General features: G+C 39.7%; 10 protein-coding genes. 6 read left to right on the top strand and 4 right to left on the bottom strand.

Annotated features, from left to right (window positions below):
* Nucleotides 1-75 precede the first annotated feature (75 nt).
* The 3 genes from FHG85_RS11160 to FHG85_RS11150 are packed head-to-tail and all read left to right on the top strand — an operon-like array spanning nucleotide 76 to nucleotide 7,673.
* Entirely contained in the window at nucleotides 76-2,412 is a 2,337-nt protein-coding gene (locus FHG85_RS11160; RefSeq protein ID WP_173075908.1) for a glycoside hydrolase family 2 protein, read from the top strand.
* Nucleotides 2,413-2,454: 42 nt separating this feature from the next.
* Nucleotides 2,455-5,403: a GH92 family glycosyl hydrolase gene (locus tag FHG85_RS11155; RefSeq protein WP_173075906.1), complete on the top strand. Its 2,949-nt coding sequence runs from the start codon at nucleotides 2,455-2,457 to the stop codon at nucleotides 5,401-5,403.
* A gap of 8 nt (nucleotides 5,404-5,411) precedes the next feature.
* Entirely contained in the window at nucleotides 5,412-7,673 is a 2,262-nt protein-coding gene (locus FHG85_RS11150) for a glycoside hydrolase family 20 protein (RefSeq protein WP_173075904.1), read from the top strand.
* 39 nt (nucleotides 7,674-7,712) lie between these two features.
* On the opposite strand, the gene FHG85_RS11145 is transcribed toward FHG85_RS11150, so the two are convergent.
* Nucleotides 7,713-9,263 (bottom strand): Rne/Rng family ribonuclease, encoded by a 1,551-nt coding sequence (locus FHG85_RS11145; protein ID WP_173075902.1) that lies wholly within the window; start codon nucleotides 9,261-9,263, stop codon nucleotides 7,713-7,715.
* A gap of 224 nt (nucleotides 9,264-9,487) precedes the next feature.
* Nucleotides 9,488-9,775: an HU family DNA-binding protein gene (locus FHG85_RS11140; protein WP_173075900.1), complete on the bottom strand. Its 288-nt coding sequence runs from the start codon at nucleotides 9,773-9,775 to the stop codon at nucleotides 9,488-9,490.
* Nucleotides 9,776-9,877: 102 nt separating this feature from the next.
* On the opposite strand from FHG85_RS11140, the gene mutY reads away from it, so the two are divergent.
* Nucleotides 9,878-10,990: an A/G-specific adenine glycosylase gene (gene mutY / locus FHG85_RS11135; RefSeq protein ID WP_246249212.1), complete on the top strand. Its 1,113-nt coding sequence runs from the start codon at nucleotides 9,878-9,880 to the stop codon at nucleotides 10,988-10,990.
* 120 nt (nucleotides 10,991-11,110) lie between these two features.
* Nucleotides 11,111-11,545 (top strand): single-stranded DNA-binding protein, encoded by a 435-nt coding sequence (locus FHG85_RS11130; RefSeq protein ID WP_173075898.1) that lies wholly within the window; start codon nucleotides 11,111-11,113, stop codon nucleotides 11,543-11,545.
* A gap of 52 nt (nucleotides 11,546-11,597) precedes the next feature.
* Here FHG85_RS11130 and glmM read toward each other — a convergent pair whose 3' ends face one another.
* The gene (glmM, locus tag FHG85_RS11125) at nucleotides 11,598-12,977 is read right to left on the bottom strand and encodes a phosphoglucosamine mutase (RefSeq protein ID WP_173075896.1); all 1,380 of its coding nucleotides are present in this window, start codon (nucleotides 12,975-12,977) and stop codon (nucleotides 11,598-11,600) included.
* A gap of 176 nt (nucleotides 12,978-13,153) precedes the next feature.
* Here glmM and FHG85_RS11120 point away from each other — a divergent pair, with 176 nt between their 5' ends.
* On the top strand, nucleotides 13,154-15,454 hold the full coding sequence (locus FHG85_RS11120; protein ID WP_173075894.1) for a patatin-like phospholipase family protein: 2,301 nt from the start codon (nucleotides 13,154-13,156) through the stop codon (nucleotides 15,452-15,454).
* On the opposite strand, the gene FHG85_RS11115 is transcribed toward FHG85_RS11120, so the two are convergent.
* Nucleotides 15,451-17,232, bottom strand: coding sequence for an ATP-binding response regulator (locus tag FHG85_RS11115; protein ID WP_173075892.1), 1,782 nt, complete (start codon nucleotides 17,230-17,232; stop codon nucleotides 15,451-15,453). The genes FHG85_RS11120 and FHG85_RS11115 overlap by 4 nt on opposite strands.
* Between the last annotated feature and the right edge of the window lie 215 nt (nucleotides 17,233-17,447).

Raw genomic sequence — 17,447 nt, 5'->3', positions numbered from 1 at the left:
GCTTCGGCAAGCTCAGAATGACAAAGGGTTAAAGTAAAAGTCGAAAAACATTATTTTACGTAAAACACACCAACGGTGAAAAGAATAACATTATCTCTGATAGCCATACTGATTTCAGCTGCTGCTTTTGCGCAGCAAACGATTTTGCTTAACGATTCTTGGGTGTTTCGACAGTTCGATTCTCAAGATACGTGGCTTCCCGCAAAAGTCCCTGGTTCCGTACATACCGACCTATTTGCCAATGGGAAAATACCCAATCCATTCCTTGGCTGTAATAATATGCAGGTTTCCTGGATTGATAGTGTTGATTGGGAGTATCGAAGTGTGTTTGATATCCCCGATTCGTTTAACAACCGTGAGTTGGAACTGGTTTTTGATGGCCTCGATACCCATGCCGATGTGTTTTTAAACACTGTTAAGATTCTTCGGGCTAATAATATGTTTAGGCGATGTGCTGTTTCATGTACTAATATCGTTCGAAATCGAGGTAATGAGTTGCGCATAGTGTTCCATTCGTCAATCAAAGTTGTTGATAGTTTGGCTGCAATGATGCCTTTTCGCTTGCCTGGGGGCGAATGGGCGTATGTTCGAAAGGCGGCCTACCACTTTGGTTGGGATTGGGGTCCCCGATTTGTTACCTGTGGTATTTGGAAGCCCATTTATCTTCGAATTAAACCAAAAGTGGCAGTAGAAAACATTGCCTTTGTTACCCTTAATGCAAATCCACAACAGGCAACCATGTTGGCATCATTTAATTTGGTAGGGAATGCAGATGTGCTAACAATAAAAGTTGTCGATTTAGATTACAACAAGGATTATCTCAATAAAAAAATCCGTGCTAATGGTGATGAAGTTGATGTAAAATTCACAGTGGATAATCCGAAACTCTGGTGGCCTAATGGAATGGGAAACCAGAATTTGAGCAGGTTTAAGATTATGATTTATGCCGATAGTGAATTGGTTTATAGTAAAATCCACGAGGTGGGCATTAGAACGGTTAGGTTGGTATCGGAACCCGATAGCATAGGTCAATCCTTTTACCTTGAGGTCAATGGTAGGCCGATGTTTGCTAAAGGGGCCAACCTTATTCCGCCTAACTTTTTTGTTCATAGCATTTCCGATTCGGCATGGATAAGAATGGCTGATTTGGCCGCTCAAAGCAATTTCAACATGCTCAGGGTTTGGGGTGGAGGCGTTTATGCTCCCGATGCTTTTATGGAAGAGTGCACCCGCAAGGGGATTCTTGTGTGGCACGACTTTATGTTTGCATGCTCAATGTATCCGTATGACTCGGTATTCCAGGCTAATGTTCGGGAGGAAGCAATACAGCAGGTAAAAAGGTTGCGTAAACACACAAGTTTAGCATTGTGGTGCGGTAACAACGAGGTTGATGAGGGATGGCATAACTGGGGATGGCAAAATCAGCTGACCAGTTTTGTGGAGGCACCAAATGAGTTGTGGGGAGGTTATCAACAACTTTTTCATGAACTGCTTCCCAGCGTAGTTGCAAGGTACGATTCAACGCGTTGCTACTGGCCATCATCGCCAATGTTTGGTTGGGGAAATCCTAAAAGCATGACTCATGGCGACTCACATTACTGGGGCGTATGGTGGGGTAGGGAGCCCATTGAGCGATACCTTCAAAAGGTGCCACGATTTATGAGCGAGTATGGATTTCAGGGGGCGCCTTCAGTGCATGTGATGCAATTGTTTAACGATGGCAAAAACATGCCCGATTCTGCACAGCTGCTTTGCCATCAAAAACATCCTGTCGGCTATCAGACCATAAATGAGTTCTTACAGCGCGAAGGATTTAAGCCTAATAATCTATATGAATGGGTTGAGTCAAGCCAAATGCTTCAGGCGCAGGGTTATGCGCATGCCATTGAGGCTCAGCGCTTATCATCGCCTTACTGCATGGGAACTCTTTACTGGCAGCTAAACGACTGCTGGCCCGTTGTATCGTGGTCGAGTGTCGACTACGAGGGGAATTGGAAACGAGTTCAGCACTACGTCAAAAATCTTTATAAACCTGTAATTGCTGGTGCATATTTATCGGACAGCATGCTTGTAGTTAAAGCAGTATCCGATAGTATCAATCCTGTAAGTGCCAGCATCTCAACTTTAATCAAAGATGTGAATGGTAACCAAATAGCTCAATATAAATGGGCTGTAGGTCTAAAGCCTAACGTTGCTGTAGAGGTTGGTAAAGTGCCACTAAACAGAAAGTTGATGACCCGTAATGATATCTATTTGGATATTTCTATCTATTTTGACAATAAAAAACATTTTGAGAGTGTTTACTACTTTACAAGGATGCCGCATAAAACTATTTTGCAGATGGATAAAATGGTGCAGCGGTTAAGGGAAAAGGTGAAACCGGAGCAAGGTATGCAAATAGACACTAAATAATCAGCACTGAGATTTGATGAAACTTCAAAAAATACTAAAAGGATGAAAAGATATATTCTAGTACCTTTACTATTGCAGGCTGCCACTCTTTTTGCTCAGAAGAGCCCTGCCGATTATGTGAATCCGTTTATCGGAACCGATTTTCATGGACATACCTATCCTGGTGCAACTGTTCCTTTTGGGATGGTGCAGCTTAGCCCCGATACTCGACTTTCTGGATGGGATGGCTGTTCGGGATACCATTATACTGATAATGTGATTTATGGTTTTTCGCATACTCATCTTAGCGGAACTGGAGTAGCCGACTATTGCGATATACTTATTGCCCCTGTTGTGGGGAAAAATCCAATTTTTGATGCCAAGGAGTACTCATCAACTTTTAGGAAGGAGACTGAAGTTGCAAAGGCAGGCTACTACTCGGTTTTTCTCGATAAATTCAAGATAAAGGCTGAATTGACAGCAACCCCACGAGTGGGATTTCATCGATATACCTACTCCAAGGCAAGTAAACCTGCACTGGTAATTGACTTGGCGCACCGCGATAAGGTACTTGAATCGTGGATAAAAGTTACAGGCAAGAATGAGATAGCTGGTTATCGTCGTTCATCGAGCTGGGCTACTAATCAAAAAATCTACTTTGTGGCAAGGTTTTCGGAGCCGTTTATCGATGGCCCAAGGTTTACCGATGAAAGTGGCGAGATGTCCACCGCTAATAACGACGATGGAACCCTTGAGGTTCATGGAACAAAGCTTAAGGCATGGGTTAAGTTTCCTAGACTTAGAAATAAAACCTTACTGGTTAAAGTTGGTATCTCGTTTGTAAGCGAGGAGGGCGCCCTTAAAAATCTTGAGCAGGAAACACCAGGATGGAGTTTTGAGAGTGTGGTTGATGCAGCACGTAATCTATGGAACAATGAGCTTTCAAAGATAAAAGTTGTCGGTGGTACAACTGAACAGCTAACCACTTTTTATTCCGCTCTTTATCATGCCATGGTAGTCCCAAATGTATTTTCAGATGTTGATGGTTACTATAGAGCCATGGACGACTACATCTATCAGGCAAATGGATTTACACCTTACACTGTTTTTTCGCTTTGGGACACTTATCGTGCATGGCATCCATTAATGACCATTATTGATACAAAGCGCACAGCCGATTACATTAATACATTTTTATCGCATTACCGCCATGGCGGATTGTTGCCCGTTTGGGAACTTGCTGCCAACGAAACCAATTGCATGATTGGTTATCACTCAGTGTCGGTTATTGCTGATGCATGGTTAAAAGGCATTAGGGGATTTGATGCGGAGTATGCATTCCAAGCGATGAAACATAGTGCAAATCAAAACGCCAGGGGGCTTTTTCAGTATAAAAGATATGGATTCATTCCTGGGGATATGGAGCATGAGTCGGTTTCAAAAAACCTTGAGTATGCCTACGACGATTGGTGTATTGCCCAAATGGCAAAAGGATTAGGACGGAACGATGATTATCGAACATTTATTAAGCGAGCACAATCGTATAAAAATTTATTTGACCCCGAAACTCATTTAATGCGTCCAAGAATAAATGGTGGCTTTAAAATTGATTTTAATCCGGCCGAAGTAGACCAAAACTTTACCGAGGCCAACAGCTGGCAGTATAGCTTTTATGTTCCTCACGATATTCAAGGGCTAATTAACCTGCATGGTGGTAAGGAGATGCTCGAGGCAAAGCTTGATGAGCTTTTCAATGCTCCCTCGGAACTAGCGGGCCGAAATCAAGCCGATATAACGGGCCTTATAGGTCAGTATGCGCATGGTAACGAGCCAAGCCACCACATGGCTTACCTTTACAACTATGTGGGCAAACCTTGGAAAACCCAGAAGCTAGTTAAAAAGATAATGAATGAAATGTACAGCCACAAACCCGATGGAATAATTGGGAATGAGGATTGCGGACAAATGAGTGCTTGGTATATCATGAGCGCCATGGGATTTTACCCTGTTTGTCCAGGCTCAACACAATATGCAATAGGTTCTCCTATGTTCCCAAAAATCGATATTAAACTTGAAAATGGAAAACATTTCATCATTATTACCGATAGTGTAAGCGATAAAAATATCTACATAAAAAGTGTAACGCTAAATGGAACACCCATAAGTAGGAGTTGGATTGACCATTCTGAAATAACAAATGGTGGCGAGCTTCGGTTTATTATGGATAGCGTTCCAAATACTTCGTGGGGCGTGAATGGTGATGATTTACCAGTTTCGTCAGTAAATGACTACCCCATTGTGTTAGCCCCTTTTATTCAGGCCGATAAAAAGGCTTTTACCGATTCAATTGTTGTTACTGTAAATAGCATTCAGCCCGAAGCAAAACTGTTTTATTCGGTAGAGCCCATTGATAAACCAGTGTCGCAGCCCCAATGGATGCAGGGCAATAGGCTGCTTTTAACCGATAGTAAGAAAGTTCGTGCCTTTGCCATTTTGCCCGATGGGCAAACAAGTCCCATTGTTGAGGGCGTTTTCAGAAAGGTGAAAAGTGTTGCTAATGTTCAGCTGAAATCGAAATATAGCTCCCTGTACACTGCTGGAGGTGCATTAGGCTTGGTTGATGGTGTAAGGGGAAGTAAAAATTTCAGACTCGGTGGATGGCAAGGATATCAGGGACAGGATTTTGAGGCAATTATTGATTTAGGCGAGATGAAACCGATTACGCAGCTATCGGCAGGTTTTTTACAGGATGCCAGTCCTTGGATTATGATGCCTCGCCAAGTGAGCTTTTCCATATCATCCGATGGTGTTAGCTTTACGGATGTTGGAACGGTTAAGAGTGATATTCCAGATAATCAAATGGAGCCAACCATTAAGGAATTTGCTGTAAGTGTAAGTGCAGTAGCCCGTTATGTGAAGGTTTTTTCCAAATCATTTGGTCCACTCCCTGCTTGGCACGAGAGCGCTGGTAAGCCTTCGTGGCTTTTTATCGATGAGATTACAATAAAGTAAACTGCAGAATGATGAGGAACTTGCTTTTTTCAATCATTGCACTGGTGGCAATTACATCGTGTCGTCAACCTAATCAGGTGAGCATTATTCCAAAACCCGTTCATCTTAAAGAGCTGAAAGGTAAGTTTACAATAAGCAATAAAACAACAGTTTTTGCAAATAGTACAGATAGTGCTGCTAAAGAAAACGCTGCATACCTTTTAGATTTTCTCAATGATAAGGGGATAGGTTGTATTGAGGGCAGAAATGACCAAAATGTTCCATCCCAAAACTCAATATTTCTCACTAGTGACGAGTGCCCCGATAGTTTAGGAACCGAAGGCTATATCTTGGAAATTACACCAAAGCAAATTATAATTAAGGCAAATCGTTCATCGGGATTCTTTTATGCCATTCAAACTTTGCGACAGCTATTTCCGAGTGATTTTGAGAGTAATAGTTTTAATGCCCATAAGATTAGTATTCCTTGCTTAGCTATTGTTGATAAACCCCGATTCTCGTGGCGAGGCATGAACCTCGATTGTTGTCGGCATTTCATGGAAAAAGATTTTGTAAAGCGATACATCGACTTGCTGGCCTACCATAAAATGAATGTTTTGCACTGGCACCTTACCGAAGACCAGGGCTGGCGGATTGAGATTAAAGAGTATCCCAAACTGACCAGTGTAGGGGCATGGCGCACCAACGCCGATGGAACCGTTTACGGCGGTTTTTACACACAGGATGATGTTCGTGAGATTGTTGCCTACGCCACTAAGCGTCACGTTATGATTGTGCCTGAAATTGAGATGCCTGGGCATTCGGTTGCAGCGTTAGCGGCTTATCCACATCTTTCATGTACTGGTAAACCCCTAAAGGTTGAAACAAACTGGGGCGTTTTCAAGGATATTTATTGTGCAGGTAACGATTCTACCTTTATCTTTTTGCAAGATGTGCTTTCTGAGATTGTGCAGCTATTCCCTTCGCCTTACATTCATATAGGCGGCGATGAGGCTCCAAAATATAGATGGGAGAATTGCCCCAAATGCCAAGCAAGGTTGCATCGAGAGAAATTAGACAACTACGAGGAGTTACAGCGTTATTTTATTAGTAGGATTTCTAAGTTTCTTGAATCGAAAGGGAAAACTATAATTGGTTGGGATGAAATTCTTGAAGGCGGTCGGCCGCATAATGCTATTGTACAGGCTTGGCGCGGAATCGATAGGGCTTCTGAAGCCCTTAAGGCAAACGCTCCCGTTATTGTTTCGCCAACAAGCCATTGCTATTTCGATTATTCTGTTGAGGTTACAAGTCTTCAAAAGGTTTACAGCTTTAATCCTATTCCTGAAGGTGCCGATTCTGCCAGATATGACTTGGTGCTTGGTGGCGAATGCAACATGTGGACCGAGCGTGCCCCCCAAGAAACTGTCGATTCAAAAGTTTTTCCACGTTTTCTAGCCATCTCTGAAGTATTATGGACATATCCTGTTGAACGCGACTATGATGAGTTCTTAAAACGTGTTCGCTATCACTATAATCGCTTAAACGCACTTGGCGTTTCATATGGACTTGAACAATCGGCAGTTAGTTTTAAGTCGAAAGTTGGTGATGATGGTAAATCGATAGTTGTGGAACTGTTTGAAGGTCAGGATAATCTGGATATAAGATATACTACTAATGGTGATGAGCCAACTGCTATAAGTTCATTGTATCGTAAACCAATTTCTTTAACCCAATCCACCACTGTTAGGGCTGCTGCTTTTAGCAATGGGGTAAGGGTAGGTGAGGTTTTCGAACGCTCTTTTGCCATATCCAAAAGTTTAAACAAACCAGTTGAACTAGCTTATTCTCCGGCTGAAAAGTATTTAGGTGGTGGGCTAAACGCTTTGGTCGACGGTCGTTTGGGCACTGAAAAATACAATGATGGAATTTGGCAAGCCGTTCAAGGCGATGATATTATAGCAACAGTTGATTTAGGAAGCATTCAAACAGTATCAACAATTTCAGTCGGTTTCTTAAAGAATACTCCTTCGTGGATATTCTTGCCTAAAAGAGTGGAGTTCTACCATTCTTCAAATGGAAAAGATTTTTTGCCTTTTGGGTTTAAGGATAACCCTGTTAACCCAAAACAGGAGGGAGTTACCATTTTTAGGTTTAAAGCCGATGCGAAAAAATCAATTGCAACTAGGTGGATAAAGGTAGTTGCAATTAATCCAGGGCCTTGCCCCGATTGGCATCCTGCCTCAGGCTCTCCCACTTGGCTCTTTGCCGATGAGATTGTGGTTGAATAGCAAAAAGGGTGCCTACGGGCACCCTTAATGTTAGGTTGGCTAAAATTCTATCTCATTATCGTGTTTGTCAAAAAAATGGTACTCCAGAAAATGGTACGACGACATGGGCTGAAGATTTATAGCACATTTGTATTTCAAAGCCCACTTGAAACGTTTTGATAAAACCCCCTTTTTAAGAAATGCTGCAATATATGGGTGTAACTTAATAGTTATAGATTTTTGTTTTTTACCCTTACAAATCATTGAAAGCCTATTCTCAATCTGGTCGTCGAGCAGAATTGTTGCTTCCACTTTACCTGTTCCATTACAAGCTGGGCAAACCTCTTTTGTTTCGATATGCATTTCAGGACGGACCCGCTGGCGGGTAATCTGCATAAGCCCAAACTTGGTGAGGGGTAAAATATTATGTTTTGCACGGTCGCGGCTCATGAGCTCCTTCATGCGCTCATAAACCATTTGCCTATTCTCATTGTTGTGCATATCAATAAAATCCACAACAATTATTCCACCCATATCGCGTAGCCTAAGCTGCCGTGCTATTTCATCAACCGCAGCAAGATTTACTTCAAGAGCATTGGTCTCTTGGTCGTTTGATGATTTAGAGCGATTCCCGCTGTTAACATCAATAACGTGTAGAGCTTCGGTATGTTCCACAATTAAATAAGCTCCGCTTTTAATGGAAACGGTACGACCAAATAAAGACTTTATCTGTTTTTCAACACCAAATTGGTCAAATATGGGAACATTACCGTTGTATAGTTTTACAATTTTTTCCTTCTCAGGGGCAATGCTCTCAATATACTCTCGAATTTCGTGGTAAACATTTTCGTCGTTTACGTAGATGCTGTTGAACGAGCCGTTAAGCATATCCCTCAAAATCGCTGATGTGCGTTTAATCTCACTAGTAAGCAATGCGGGATAGCCAGGTGTTTTTAGCTTTTCAATAGTAGTTTCCCAGCGCTTAATCAAGCTGCGAAGCTCTGCATCCAGAACGGCCACCTTTTTACCTTCGGCTGCGGTACGAACAATAACCCCAAAGTTCTTGGGGATAATACTTTCCATTAGCCTTTTTAGGCGTTTCCGCTCTTCGGGAGCGGTAATTTTTTGCGAAATCGAAACCTTGTCGTTGAATGGAACCAGCACAAGATTTCGTCCTGCAATAGAAATTTCCGATGTTAACCTTGGTCCTTTAGTTGAAATAGGCTCCTTAGCAATTTGGACCATTACGGGTTGTCCTGAGGTTAGTACATCGGTTATTTTGCCTCCCTTTTCAATATCGGGCAGCAGGTTGAATTTTGATAAAGGAACTGGCCTGCTTTTTCGTGAGTAGTGTTCCTTTACATATTTCTGGAGCGTGTTGAATTGGGGCCCAAGGTCTAAATAGTGAAGAAATGCATCCTTTTCGTAGCCGACATCTACAAAGGCTGCATTTAGCCCGGGCATAATCTTTTTTACCTTACCGAGATAGATGTCGCCAACCGAGAACTGAACGTTGCTCTGCTCCTTGTTGAGCTCAACAAGCTGCTTGTCCTCAAGCAAGGCAATGGCAACCTCAGTTTCACGAACATCAATTATTAACTCGGTATTCACTTCTTTATACGTTTTTAATTAAAGTAATTAAACAACACAACCTAAAGTACGATTGTACTTTAGGTTGATGTTTGCAATTTTCTCATTAGCAAGATGATATGCTATTTCTTCTTCTTGTGACGATTTTTACGTAAACGTTTTTTACGCTTGTGGGTGGCCATTTTATGCCTCTTTCTCTTCTTTCCGCTTGGCATAGCTGTAAAATTTGATGGTTAGTAAATAAATTATTTCTTAACGTGAGTCTTAACCTTGTTCACGAACGATTTTGAAGGCTTGAAAGCAGGAATAAAGTGCTCAGGAATAATGATGGTAGTGTTCTTTGAAATGTTACGAGCGGTCTTCTTGGCACGCTTTTTAACAATAAAACTACCAAAGCCTCTGAGGTAAACATTCTTCTCCTTTACAAGAGAGTCCTTTACAACCTCCATAAAAGCTTCAACAGTTTTTTGAACTGCCACTTTCTCGATTCCAGTGCTCTTGGAAATCTCGTTTACAATATCAGCCTTTGTCATTTTTAAAAATCTTTAGTTATCAGTAATTTATGAATTATTTCGCAAAAATGGATTGCAAATATACATGATTTGTATCGATAAATGAAATAGTTAGAGTTAATTTTGACAAGAAAAATTTTCTTTTGGTTTGATACAATGGATTTTAGCAATAAATTACTGAAGTGGTATGGTAGTAATGCGCGCGATTTGCCATGGCGTAATACCTCAAACCCATATTTTATCTGGATATCTGAGGTGATACTTCAGCAAACAAGGGTAAATCAAGGGATTCCGTATTACTATAGGTTTATAGAAGAGTTTCCAACCGTCCAAGCATTGGCAGATGCACCCATTGACAAATTGATGAAAGTGTGGCAGGGCTTGGGATATTATTCGCGTGCAAGAAATCTTAAAGAAGGAGCAATTCAAATTGTTAATGAATTTCATGGTCAAATACCAAATACTTTTGATGAACTCTTAAAAATAAAGGGGATTGGTCCATACTCAGCAGCAGCAATTGCTTCGTTTGCATTTGGCAGAGTTGTACCAGCAGTTGATGGTAATGTGTATAGAATTCTTGCGCGTGTATTTGGTGTTTTCACTCCTATTGATTCTTCAAAGGGTAAAAAGGAATTTTTTGAGCTGGCCAAAGAGCTTATCTCAAAAAAAGAGCCCGGAAGGTTCAACCAAGCAATTATCGATTTTGGTGCACTTCAGTGTACCCCTAAGTCGCCGCTATGTATCGATTGCCCTTTCAATGAGTATTGCTATGCATATCAGAATAATCTTATAAGTTCATTACCAGTTAAGGGTATAAAGAAACCGCCCCAAAATAGGTTTTTCTACTATTTTATGATAAGGTATGGGAATTTCACTTTTGTACGACGTCGTAGTGAAAACGACATTTGGAATTCGCTCTATGAATTCCCCTTGTGGGAACATAACAAGCAGTTCAATTTTGATGAAATTGGTCAGAAAATTAAAGGGTTAAGCTTTTTAAAGGATACTGAACCTTGCATTCGGTATATCTCTGAGCCAGTAAAACATGTTTTAAGCCACAGAATAATATGGGCTACCTTTATAATTTTGAAAATCGAAAAAGCAAACTACTCTTTGAAAGCCGATTACGTTATGATTCCAATTGAGGAACTGTCAACATACCCATTCCCAAGGCTTATTGATGGTTATTTGGCTGCAGAGCCTACAGCCAAGTACTTTATTAATCGGTATATGTGAATTCCTCAATTAAGTTTCATTATTGGGTAAAGTTTGCTTAGCTTTGTTTTTTGAAAATTAATTTTGAGACTATCAAAATTTGAATTAACTTGTATTAAGTAAACATCAAAACATAAAAATATGTCAGTCAACAAAGTAATTCTTGTGGGGAATGTTGGGAAAGACCCCGAAGTACGTCATCTAGAAAGTGGTAATACCGTTGCACGTTTCCCGCTTGCAACAAATGAGACCTATACCGATAGGAGTGGAAATAAGGTCACCCAAACCGAGTGGCATAATATTGTTGTTTGGCGTGGCCTCGCTGATATTGCAGAGAAGTATGTGAAACAGGGCAAGTTGCTGTATGTTGAGGGAAGAATCAGATCATCTTCCTACGAAAAAGATGGTGTGAAGAGGTATTCTACAGAAATCCTTTGTGATAATTTCAGATTGTTAGGCCCAAACACAGGTCAGGATGATAAATCAAATAATTATTCGGAGCCTAAAGAATCAAAGAATATCGCTTCTGATGCCGACATATCAGTGCCTGATCCCACGGAGGATTTGCCATTCTAAGATACATTAAAAGGCTGCCAAGTGGCAGCCTTTATGTTGTGTTTTCTATCGTTTAGCTTCTAGCTTCTTCTAAAATTAGTTTAGCAAGTTCGTTAGCTTTTTCTGCTGATTTGGCCTCAGCATAAATTCTGATAATAGGTTCTGTATTTGATTTTCGCATATGTACCCAACCCTCAGCAAAATCTATTCTAAGCCCATCTTCGGTATTTAATCTTTCGTTGGAGAATTTTTGTTTTAATCTAGCTAAAACAGTATCAGGATTAATGCTCGAGTCTAGCTCAATTTTATTTTTTGAGATAAAGTAGCTTGGGTATTTTGCCCGTAACTCGGAGCATTTTTTCCCACTTTTAGCTAGCAACGATAAGAAAATAGCTATTCCTACTAAAGCATCCCTTCCGTAGTGGAGTTCTGGAAGTATAACTCCTCCATTTCCTTCGCCACCAATAACAGCATTAACTTCTTTCATTTTAGCTACCACGTTAACCTCACCAACTGCCGATGGATAATACTCTTTGCCGTAGCTATGCGTCAGGTCCCTTAGTGCTGCAGTGCTCGATAGGTTTGATACGGTATTGCCTGGGTTAGTGCTAAGAATATAATCGGCGCAGGCAACCAAAGTGTATTCTTCCCCAAACATTGTTCCATCTTCGTTTACAATGGCAAGCCTATCTACATCGGGGTCAACTACAAAACCTACATCGGCTTTTTTCTCTTGAATTATTCTTGAAATCTCAGTTAGATGTTCAGGCAAAGGTTCTGGATTATGTGGGAACTCTCCAGTGGGATCGGTATAAAGTTCAATGATATTGTTTACTCCTAACGCTTTTAGCAATCTTGGGATGGCTATCCCACCAACTGAATTAACACAATCTATGGCAACCGTAAAATTAGCTTTAGCTATTGCTTCAGTATCTATATCCTTTAGCTTTAAGATGTGCTTAATATGCTCATCAACAAAAGCAAATTCATCTTCGACATTTCCAATGCTGTCAATTTCGGCAAAGTTAAGATCCTCTCTTTCCGCTAATTCAAGTACCTTTTTGCCATCGGCATCGGAAAGGAACTCCCCTTTCTCATTTAAAAGCTTGAGTGCATTCCATTGACGGGGATTGTGGCTTGCTGTTAGTATGATACCTCCGTCGGTTTTTTCGTGGATTACTGCCATCTCTACTGTTGGTGTGGTGGCAAGGCCTAGATTTAAAACATCAATTCCACAACCAAGTAAAGTGCCTATGGCTAGATTATTGACCATTTCCCCCGAGATACGTGCATCTCGCCCAACTGCAACCTTGCAACGTTTACCCTTATTACGTTGCTTTAACCACTCTGCATAGGCAGCAGTAAATCGAACTATATCAATGGGGGTTAGATTTGCTCCTGGCTTCCCGCCTATTGTGCCTCGTATCCCTGAAATCGATTTTATAAGAGTCATTTTTCCCTTTTTGATTACGTTAATTTGCAAATTTAGTAAAATAGAACTTCGTTAGCCAAATTGATTTTCACTCCCTAGTTTAAATCCTTTAAAAATTCGATTTTAAATCATAAAAAATGTTGTTTTAGAAAATTCTTTATCCTTTATTTTTAACTTTGAGAGTAAAATGTTTAAGCATGAAAAAGTTTATCGGTATTACTGTTTTACTATTAGTGTTTATTGCTGCAAATGCCCAAAAAGTTAGCTTGGTTTTAAGTGGGGGAGGGGCAAAAGGATTAGCTCATATTGGTGTTATAAAAGCTCTTGAAGAAAACGGTATACCTATTGATAATGTTTCTGGTACTTCAATGGGTGCAATCATCGGAGGCCTATATTCCATGGGCTACTCGCCTGATGAGATGGTTGAACTCTTTAAATCAAAAGAATTTTCGAATTGGAGTAAAGGGGTTATTGATGAGTCGTTAAAGTTTAATATAAATGATTTCTCCTTAGTTGATGCTCAGAATATTAGCGTTGGATTAGAAATTACATCAAAAGGAATTAAGCCAAAAGTGACCTCAAATTTTATACCTACAGTGGGCATGGACATTGCATTCGAAGAGCTCTTTGCTCAAGGGAATGCTGTTTCTGGTGGCGACTTTAATAAGCTGTTTGTTCCATTCCGTTGCAACGCTTCCGATGTGGTAGGAAAAAGGATTATTTATTTTCGAAAAGGAAACCTAGGGAAGAGTGTTCGCACTTCAATGACCTTCCCTCTGTATTTTAAACCAATCTTTATCGATTCTCTTTTACTATTTGATGGAGGAATTTATAACAACTTTATGTGGCCCGAAACCTTAAAAGAGTTTAATCCCGATTACATTATTGGAAGTAAGGTTGCCAACAACTCTAAAACACCTTCCGATGATGATCCATTTGAGCAGCTTGAAGCCATGATTGTTGGTATGACTAACTACTCAATACCCGATTCGATTGGTATTGTGCTAGATACAAAACTGAAAAATGTTAGCTTGCTTGATTTTGATAGAGTTGATGAAATTGTAGACCTAGGTTACCAAACTACAATCCATTTTATGGACAGCATTAAAAGGAGGGTCTCTCGTAGGGTTACATTAGATAGCTTGACGATTGCTAGAGAATCATTTAAAACAAAACTACCACCACTGTATATCAAAAAGATAAATATTGTTGGGCTGAAACCGAAACAGCGCAAATATGTTGAAAAAGTATTTATGAGCAAATATGATGTGGTAACTTTTGAGCATTTTAAAAAGAACTATTACAGGTTGATGTCCGACAAGGTGTTTAAGCGCCTACAACCCGATGTAGTTTTTGACGATAGCAGTGGTTTGTTTGATGTGAATTTAAAGGCTTCGCTGAATAAATATCCTAATTTGGGACTGGGGTTGAGCCTAACATCAGATATTGGGAACGAGGGGTTCTTCTCCATAACTCACAATTGGTTATCTAGAACATCAAACACCTTGTATGGTAATATATATTTCGGTAAGTTCCATGCAAGTAGCAGGCTTACCTTCATGAAAACATTTCCCTATAAAATTCCCATTTCTATTGTGGCTTCGGCTGTTGCAAACAGGTACGATTACCATAGCGGAAATCCAATACCCTTTTTTGAGGATGTTAAACCTGCTTATGCCGTACAAGATGAGTTTTTTGGATCACTGGCTTTGCGGTTTAGCCATACCAGCTCGTTAAATACAACAATATCGATAGCTACAGGACAAAAAAACGATGAGTACTACCAATCCGATAACTACTACTCTTTTGACATTCCCGATTTAACAATATTTCGTTTTATTAAGGGCAATGTTAAAGTAGAAAAAAATACGCTTAATTATAAACAATATTCGAATCGAGGTCGTAGGCAAATATTATCGTTCTCATCCTATTACGGACACGAGATTCACGACCCAGGAACAACGGCAAATCAGGTTTCCGAAAGTGATAGTTACCATACATTCTATACAGGATATTTCCATAACGAGAGCTATCATAGAATAATGGGTAAACACTTTTGGCTGGGTGTTTATGCCGAAGGTTATTGGTCAACTCAGAATTTTTTTAACAACTACTGGGCTACCATATTGGCCTTAAATCAGTTTGCTCCTACTCCTCATTCACGGGTGTTGTTTTTAGAAACTTTGCGCGCGAACAAGTACTTCGCATTAGGATTATCGCCAATTTATAGCTTTTCCGATAATTTTAGTTTAAGATTCGATGCCTTTGTTTTTCAACCTTACAAGGCAATTGTTGCTGATGCTGATGGTATGGCAACATATTCTGCCCCCTTTAAGAGTCGCGATTACATTTTTTCAACATCAATGGTATATGTCTCGCCTTTAGGCCCAATTTCCATCTCATTGTCACATTATCCTGGCGTTAGAGGGAAGGAGTTTTTCTTAAATATGTCTTTTGGATATTCGCTGTTCAACCCAAGGGTATTTGATAATAACTAGCTGTTCTTCTCTAACAGGTTCTTCATTTTTTGAATAAGAACCTCTATCTGGAAAGGTTTGCTTATGTAATCGTCCATGCCTGCGGCTAGACATTCTTCGCGGTCGCCCATTAACGCATTAGCTGTAATTGCTATAATTGGAGTATGGGAGTTAGAACTCTCTTCTAGCTCTCTAATTTTTTTTGCAGCAACAAATCCATTCATTATTGGCATCTGGACATCCATAAGGATGATGTCGTATTTGCTTGTTCCAAATTTATCTAGTGCTTCCTTCCCGTTAACTGCAACGTCTATATTTTTAACTACCTTTTTTAAGCTTAGAAGGACTATCTTTTGGTTGATAAGGTTATCTTCAACAAGTAGAACATTTGCATTTTCAAGTTTGCTAGCATTGGTTGTAGGGGCTGTTTCCTGTGTTTCGTTGCCTTCTTGTTGTGTGAATTGTTGTTGCTGACTCTCTTCTATTGGCTCTTCGGTTATGGTTGTGGGGATTTTTAAAAGCTTGAAGTTGAAACTAATCTGAGCATCATTAGAAGACAACTTAACATTTAACCGGCCGCCATTCTCTTTTACTAGCTTTGAAGCTATTTTTAAATCAAGCATCTCAATGAATACCTGATTGCTTAGCATTGAACTGTTTGAACCATTAGTTGTAGCTGAGACACCATCGGCATGATGTAACAATAAGGGAGTGTTTGTTGTGACCTCGGCAAAAATGTCTACATTACTCTCCGATTCGTGCATCTTGCTAAGCCTTATGTCTATAATTACTTTAGGCGTACTTTTGCTTTTAATAATGCTTTCAACAATGTTTAAAAAGATTTGCTTTAGTTTTACAGGGTCGCCTAGTAAGGTTTTTGGTAATCGATCGTCGAACTTAAAGAAGAATCCAACCGTTCCTGCCTGTGTGCCAAAAAGTCGAAATGTATTATTAAGGGTATTCTGAAGATCAAATGGCATTTGTAAAGATGTGTCTTGCGAAATGTCTGATATCGACATATCAAACATATTGTTAAGGATGCTCATCAGGTTGTTCGATGACGCTTGAATGGTGTCTACTAGATCCCTTTGTTTGTCATCGTGTACCTGTTTTGTTAGTATGTTTGAAACGATTACAATGTTGTTAAGCGGGGTACGAATATCATGCGATAGTTTTGCCAGATAATCGGTACGTTTATTTATTTCGTTCTGTAATTCTAGGTACTGCTTTTCAAGTTCTTGGAATTGTCTGTCCCTAAAAAATGTTATAAAGCTAATTGCTAGTACGTATAACGAATAGCTGATGATGAGAACTAAACGGTTTTGATAAAAAAGATGCTGCGTAGGTAAACCAAGTGTAGGAGTAAGGTAAAGGAAGATAGATAAAACTAAGATGTATGAAATGATTAAAAGATTTGCGCTATTGTAGCTGCACGACTTGTAAAGTATAACAGGAAGGAAGGCAAGTGTAAGAGCTAAGTTTACATTGGTGTAGCCAATAGAAATATTTAATAATATTCCCAGAGAATAAATAATACTTAGTGTCAATCCTTGCCACGATAGCTTGCCAGAAAGGAGTACCTGTAATACTAGTATGAAAGAGATGGTGAAAACTGTAAAGTTTAAAGCTAATGGTAATGCGTTAAAAGTATTTGAAGAGGATATGCCAAGTAGTAAATAAATAAATATACTAGGTATTGAAACTATAGTGAATTGTTTGATTTTTGTCGCTGTTTCCTTTGTTGCTTTAGCATCTACCCCCAACGACAATACTTCAATAATTTTATTAGCAACTTTCATCTGTGATTCTTTATGTTTATCTACCCAAATATAGTATTTTTTAAAATATTCAATACTAATTGTATAAAGTTTGTTCCAAAGTTTATAAATGGGTAGAGGCTAAATCTAATTATGTTTTTGGTTAGTTTCCCTGCTATGTTTGTATTTGCTTGCAAAAATGTGTGAACCAGCTTCCCCTTTGTGGTGAATAAGTCGGCACATATTGCGTTTAATTG

The organism is Tenuifilum thalassicum, from assembly GCF_013265555.1.
In the GTDB taxonomy this organism is placed as follows: Bacteria; Bacteroidota; Bacteroidia; order Bacteroidales; family Tenuifilaceae; genus Tenuifilum; species Tenuifilum thalassicum.
Note: the sequence above shows the minus strand (reverse complement) of the source record. Positions and strands in the feature narration are given on the sequence as shown.